4 protein-coding genes are annotated in these 6,937 nt (G+C 58.2%); 3 read left to right on the plus strand and 1 reads right to left on the minus strand.

The annotated features are described in order from the left end of the window. Positions 1 to 479 precede the first annotated feature (479 nt). From KKO72_RS10110 to KKO72_RS21265, 3 genes are all read left to right on the plus strand, one after another. Positions 480 to 2,198 (plus strand): HNH endonuclease, encoded by a 1,719-nt coding sequence (locus KKO72_RS10110; RefSeq protein WP_214937900.1) that lies wholly within the window; start codon positions 480 to 482, stop codon positions 2,196 to 2,198. 540 nt (positions 2,199 to 2,738) lie between these two features. Further along, entirely contained in the window at positions 2,739 to 3,062 is a 324-nt protein-coding gene (locus KKO72_RS10115; protein ID WP_214937902.1) for a J domain-containing protein, read from the plus strand. A 304-nt stretch (positions 3,063 to 3,366) separates the two neighbouring features. Further along, positions 3,367 to 5,103: a methyl-accepting chemotaxis protein gene (locus tag KKO72_RS21265; RefSeq protein WP_214937904.1), complete on the plus strand. Its 1,737-nt coding sequence runs from the start codon at positions 3,367 to 3,369 to the stop codon at positions 5,101 to 5,103. A gap of 193 nt (positions 5,104 to 5,296) precedes the next feature. Here the strand turns inward: KKO72_RS21265 and KKO72_RS10125 are convergent, their stop codons facing one another. Continuing rightward, on the minus strand, positions 5,297 to 6,718 hold the full coding sequence (locus tag KKO72_RS10125; RefSeq protein ID WP_214937906.1) for a coniferyl aldehyde dehydrogenase: 1,422 nt from the start codon (positions 6,716 to 6,718) through the stop codon (positions 5,297 to 5,299). Between the last annotated feature and the right edge of the window lie 219 nt (positions 6,719 to 6,937).

The raw sequence follows: 6,937 nt of genomic DNA on the forward strand, positions 1-6,937 counted from the left end.
ACTTCACAAAAGATAGCTACAACCCCTTACGAAAAAAGGGCTAGAGGCCATTTTCGCCAACATCCTTGGAAGAAACGCCTCTGATCATCACAAACCCCGTCGGGGCTGACCATGCCATTGCGCTGGTGGGTTACTGGAAGGCTGCGCTATTGGGACTCGAACCGGGGGAATGAATTCAGTGCGTCGCCAATGCAGCGATTGCTGTCTGTCGATGCCGCTCGCCGAACTCACGCTAGCGCCCTGCAAGCGGTCATTGGCTCTGACAGCCGAGGAAAACACCAATATCTGCCGAGTCAGGTGCAACGGCAACCAATGGCCACTCTAGGCGGTCATTGCTACGCCGATGGCTGTTCTTTCCGTCAGTTCGGACGGGTACAGTTGCCTAATGGGGATTGCTGAATCCTGCTTAAAAAGCGGGCGCTCTAAATCTGCTTTGGCGATAGATTTTGCATATTGCTGATACAACAAGGGAGAAGCTTATGGACGAGAGGGTTGTGCGAACAATCGCTGGCTTGAGGGACTGGGCGGAGCTTCAAGCGTTCACGAAGAACGCTGCTGCGAGAGATCGCCTCACGCCAGATGTCAAGGAGGCGCTCGACCAACGCTCAGTTGAACTTGGAAGAGAACTGATGGCTCGAAAGACCGGGCTAGACTTAACCAGCCTATCTGCCGCTGAACAGAAGATCGTTTTGGCGGTTAGCCAGTACGTGGCGCTCAAGGAGTTTCAGTCCAGCCATGCGACACGCACCTTCGATCAGCTACGCAACCGGGGACTTATAGGCGCTGCGGAAAGTGCAGTTTGCAGGGGCAGTCCCACGGAGGGCTTTCGGACGCTCGCGGAGGCGAACCATAGTGACATCTCCTATGAGCAAATCGTTGTAGACCATACGCAGGAGTTCAGCGAGCGAGCTATCTGGTACTCACGCCGCGCCCTCGGCATGCCCAACACCTTGTCGAATCCCCCTGCTCAAGATAGCAGCGATATCCAGACTAAGACCACAAGTTTCATTGCATGGTTGAAGAAAGCGGCAAAAATCAACGACGGCATCATTCCTTTATTCACCAACGATGAGGCAGCTGCTGCGATCGGCCGCAACGACATGCAGAAGTACGGTCGTGCGCACGGCAACATGCAGTCGCGCATCGACTTCGCGTGCTATCGGGTAGAGCTTCCCCCACTAGGCCTCGCGGCAGAGGAACCGTTTGAATTAGCTTGGTCGCAAGATCGCAGGACGTGGGCATTCCCGGTAATGCAAATGCAGCGTGCCGCTCAGCTAAGGGAGTGGACCGACCAGGACTTCGATAGGGTTCTGCGGGAAACAGAGCGGCTTCCCGGACAAGCACATCTAATCTGGAAGGACGCTTTTGCGAAAGAAGAGCAAGCGATACAAGCCTGGGCGTACAGCTTCTCGACGGAAGAAATAACCGGCGAAGACATCGAAGAAAGTAGGGCCAAGCGCAACGCTATCTGGTCGAGAGACGAGTTGATCCTCGCGCTTGACCTCTATATGAGGCACCGCGCTTCACCGCCAGCAAGAGACTCTCTGGAGATCGAAGAACTGTCTGAGGTGCTAAACCAGCTTGGTACTGTGCTGGGTCAGCGAATTAATGGCACCTATCGGAATACGAACGGTGTCTACATGAAGTTGATGAACTTCAGGCGCCTTGATCCCGACTACACGGCAGAGGGTAAAAAGGGTTTGACGCGAGGTAACCAAGATGAGGCTCGAGTTTGGGATCAGTTCGCTGTTGACCCAGCAAGACTGGCCGAAGTTGCACGGTTCATTCGCAAGGGAATCACCGAGCATCTGAGCGATGAGAACCTGGCCGGCCCTGATGAGACCGGCATTGAAGAAGCGGAAGAGGGTAAGGTCGCCACGCGCATGCATCGTTACCGGGAGCGGGACAGGCGGCTCGTGGTTGAGGCGAAAGTGCAAGCGATGAAGAAGCACGGCCGGTTGGTTTGCTCGGTTTGCAATTTTGACTTCTCGAAGCGCTATGGTGATGTCGGTGCAAACATCATTGACGTTCACCACACAAAGCCGGTCCACACGTTGGAACCGGGAGAGAAAACCAAGGTGACTGACCTGGTGCTCCTGTGCTCAAACTGCCATCGCGTTGTCCACTCCAGGCGCACATGGCTCAGCGTCGAACAGGTAAAGACCGCGTTGGCGAACGCGAGCGCTCGTGGACAGTAATCCGTTTTCCTAGCCCTCGATCCATCGCAGCGGCATCGTCAGACGGCACCACATACGACAGCTGGCGGCAGCGATTCCATCTTAAATGACCGGTCCGGCATGAGACGTCCTGGCGGAATCGAGTTCCGGGCGTCTGGTGAGCTGCTGCTATACGCATCGCTGCTCGTCAACTGACAGGTTGTGACCAAAGCAGCTACCCATGCGGCCGGCCACGAATGACTTAGACCGGCCTCAGGCTGACTTTCCCAACCATCGACGTATCCACAACTGTTGAAGGCGGGTGGTGGGGTAACCGGGCGCAGAACCCATTCGCGTGATAAAACTGGTTGCGCACCCCCCTCAGCGGCAACACCCCAGCAAAACACCCAACCAACTCCGTCTCCCGCGAGGGGGCCGGAGAACGGTTACCCCGTCAACCGCCAGGCGCCACGCAGCAATGTGTTTTGACACACAGACAACCGGCTGGCAACGGTATTGAATCCCCTGTGTCTGTGTTCCCACATCCTTCACCGGGAAGGGGACAGAGCATCCAGGAGGTCCATGACATCTTTTTACGAGACGCTTGAGGTCAACCCACACGCCAGCGGTGTCGTGATCCGGGCGGCCTACCGTTGCCTTGCCCAACAACACCATCCGGACAAAAACGCGGACTCTGAAGACGCGCAACAAAGGATGATGAACATCAACCGCGCCTACGCTGTGTTGTCAGACCGCCAAAAGCGGCAAGCGTATGACCTGAGCCAGAGCATCCCCCAGGACTTTTGCGAACGTCGCGGCCTCGACCCTGCCGCCACGACGCAGGTTAAACCGCAGGACAAGCGTACTGCCACAGCCCGGCCATTTGCGTTTCGGCCATTGCGTTGAGCCCAGGCAGACCGTTAACACATCGCCACCTGGATGCTCGCCCGGCGATCACTTCGGGTCAGTTTTGTAGCACCCTGCCATGCGCGGGGAAGGGTCATACACGACACAGCATGCCGCCAAAATATCAAAAACCATATAATTTTGTTAATTATTAACATTTTTTAATATTTACAACGGTTGACAACCCCATAGATCGGACACTCACCATGCATCACACCACCGCCAACATCGCCGCTTTAACAGCGACCTCCTTGGGCCTGCCTTCGTCCACGGCTTTACACGGCCACAACGACCTGGATATTTCATGAACAATTTAACAGTACGTGCCAAGCTGGCGTGGTCGTTTGGTGGACTGGCCTTGATGATTTTGCTGATCTCGGGCTTCGCCGCAAAAATGCTCAGTGACGCCAACAGCCAGTTTGACAACTACATCAACGGCGTCAATGCACGTGCCCTGGAGGCTGCAGGGGTAGGGCAAGCTGTGGATCGCCGCGCCATTGCCGCACGTAATCTGGTGTTAGTCACCAAACCAGAAGACAAGGCCGCAGAGAAGGACCGGGTCATGCAGGCGCAAAAAGACGTCACCGAACACCTGACCAAGCTCAAAGAGATGGCCAAAGCGCCAGACGTTCCTGATGAAATACGTCGTTTGATTGCAGAGATAGACAAGATCGAACAGGTTTATGCCCCCGTGGCCATGGGCATTGTTGAACTGGCCCTCAACAACAAGCGTGAGGAAGCCATCACCAAAATTGACACCGAATGCCGCCCACTTTTGGCTGCATTGGCTACTGCGCAAGCCAACTATGCCAATTTCGCCCTAGAGCGCTCCAACAAGTTGGTGCAAGAGTCTGGTGCCCTTTACATCACCCAACGCAATATCCTGATCACGGTTTGTCTTTTTGTGTTTGTTATGGCGGTGTTAGCCGGCGTGCTGATTACCCGTAGCCTGACCCGCGCGCTCGGGGCCGAGCCGGCTGAGTTGAGCCTGGCGGCCAGCCGTGTTGCAGATGGTGATTTGAGTGCCTCGTTCCGCGTCCAGAGCGACGACACACACAGTGTGATGGCAGCCATGGCCCGTATGCAAACCGCTCTGATTGAGGTGGTCTCCTCGGTGCGCTCCGGGTCTGAGTCGGTGGCCACCGCCAGTGCCGAGATTGCCCAAGGCAACCATGACTTGTCTTCACGCACCGAGTCCCAGGCCAGCGCGCTGGAAGAAACCGCAGCGTCGATGGAGGAACTGTCCTCCACCGTCAAACAAAACGCCGACAACGCCCGCCAGGCCAACCAACTCGCCCAAAGCGCCAGCAGCGTCGCTGTCAAGGGGGGTGAAGTTGTTGAGCAGGTGGTCAACACCATGAAGGGCATCAACGAATCAAGCCGCAAGATCAGCGACATCATCAGCGTCATCGACGGCATCGCCTTCCAGACCAATATCCTGGCGCTCAACGCAGCGGTTGAAGCTGCGCGTGCGGGTGAGCAAGGTCGTGGCTTTGCGGTGGTGGCCACCGAGGTTCGCGCCCTGGCCGGACGCTCGGCCGAAGCCGCCAAAGAGATCAAAACGCTGATCAGCGCCAGCGTCGAGCGGGTGGAGCAAGGCAGCGCTTTGGTCGACCAGGCCGGCGCCACCATGACCGAGGTCGTGGGCGCCATCCGGCGCGTGACCGACATCATGGGTGAAATCAGCGCGGCCAGTGTCGAACAGAGCCTGGGGGTCTCGCAGGTTGGTGAAGCGGTGGTCCAGATGGATCAGGCAACCCAACAAAATGCAGCCTTGGTTGAAGAGATGGCCGCCGCAGCCAGCGGCCTCAAGAACCAGGCGCAGGAACTGGTGAGCACAGTGGCCCTCTTCAAACTGGCAGCCGGGCAAGAGGGTGGGTATTTGGCCCCCGCTGTGCGTTTTGCCGCACCATCTGCCCACGCCCCAACCAAGAAGCTGGTCCCGAGCAAAAAGATGACGGCCAGGGCCACACCAAAGCTGGCAAGCCTGGGGCACACCACCGGTGGCAAATCGGAAAATGCAGAGTGGAAGAGTTTCTAACAGTGACTGCTGGCCAACAGCGACAACACCCCAACAAGCCTGCAACCCAAGCCATGTCCTGCGAGGATGGCTCAGAACGGCCCCCTCACCCGCCAGACGACACGCGAACCAGCGGTTCAAAACACTACAGGAAAGTTAGCAACCCGCCCTTACAGGAAAAGGGCTAGAGAGCATTTTTTCATACGACCAAGAACTACCGGATCAAAAAAGCCAGCACCTTGTCGGCGAACTTGCCGTACGGCGGCCACAGGAATTTGAGCGTGCTGAACCGCGTCTGGTAGAACACCGGGCGCATTTTGGAGAAGGTCTCAAACCCTTCATGCCCGTGGTAATGCCCCATGCCCGAGTCACCTACACCACCAAACGGCAGATCGTGCTGGCCCACATGGAACAGCGCGTCGTTGACCGAGACACCGCCGCTCATCACATGGTCGATGATGTGCTGCACTTGGGCCGCGTCGTAGCTGAACGGGTACACCGCCAGCGGGCGCGGCCCGGCGTTGATGTTGGCAATCACCTCGTCGAGCCGGGTGTAGCTGCGCAGCGGCAGGATCGGGCCAAAAATCTCGCGTTGCATCAGCACGCTGTCAGCCGGAGCGTTCAGCACGATGTGTGGCGCGATCTTGCGCGTGTCCCGGTCAAAAGCCGGGCCATCCAGCAGCGGCAGCACCTGCGCGCCCCGGCTGCGCGCATCGTCCAGCGCAGCCAGCAGCCGGTCAAAAGCACGCTGGTCGATGATGGACGTGTAATCGGGTGAGTCCAGGCGCGGGTAACGCTGGGCAACCAGCTCACGCGCCAGGCTCACAAAAGCCTCTACCTTGGCGGCGGGTAACCAGGCGTGGTCCACGGTGGTGCAGATCTGGCCAGCGTTGAGCAGTTTGACAAACAAAATACGCTCGGCCGCGAGTTTTAGCGGGAAGTCGTCACACACAATGGCGGGCGCCTTGCCACCGAGCTCCAGCGTGACCGGGCACAGGTTCTGCGCGGCAGCAGCCATGACCGCTTTGCCGGTTTGGCCGGAGCCGGTGAACAGCAGGTGGTCGAACTTGAGTTTGGAAAATTCCACACCCACACCGCCGGTTTCGTCAAAAAACTGCAGCTTCTCGGGCGGAAAATAGGCCGGTATGTGCTTGATAAGGTACGCCGCCAGATGGCGCGAGTTTTCACTCATCTTGACCATCGCCCGGTTGCCTGCGGCAAAGATGTAAGACAGCGGCACCAGGCTCAGGTTCAGCGGAAAGTTCCACGGCACGATGACACCCACCACACCGAGCGGCTGCGGGATCACCCGGTTGCGCGCACCCAGAAAATTGCGCCAGTCCACACTGCGGCGCTGCGGCCGCATCCAGCCGCGCAGGTGTTTGAGGATGTGATCGATGCCGTCCACCGCCGGGAACACCTCGGCCAGCAGGGTCTCGTGGCGCGAGCGGTGGCCGTAATCCAAGCTGATGGCCTCACACAAAGCGTCCTGGTGTTCACGGATAAAACGCTGCAGCGTGCGCAAATCGCGCTGGCGCTCAGCCAGGCTGGGCACGGGGTGGGCCAGATAGGCCTGGCGCTGCAGGGCCAGGGTGTCTTGCAGCGGACTTGACTGGGGTGTTTCAGGGTCGGTCATGGTTTGGCCAGTTTAGGCGCCAAAGCCAACCAGGGGAACGCCCCAAACCTTGTTTGAGCATGCCCCTCTAAGCGCAGGCGGGCCTGGCGCGCGTCACCGTACCGACCTGGCCGATGAAAAGCCGTGAGCTGGCGCTGGCTTTGGCGGCCAAACACCCGGCTGCTCGCCGGGTTTCCAGCACAATGCGGCCTTCTTTTGGCCCACACACCACGTATGACT

This window comes from Rhodoferax sp. U11-2br (assembly GCF_018619435.1).
GTDB lineage: Bacteria > Pseudomonadota > Gammaproteobacteria > Burkholderiales > Burkholderiaceae_C > Rhodoferax.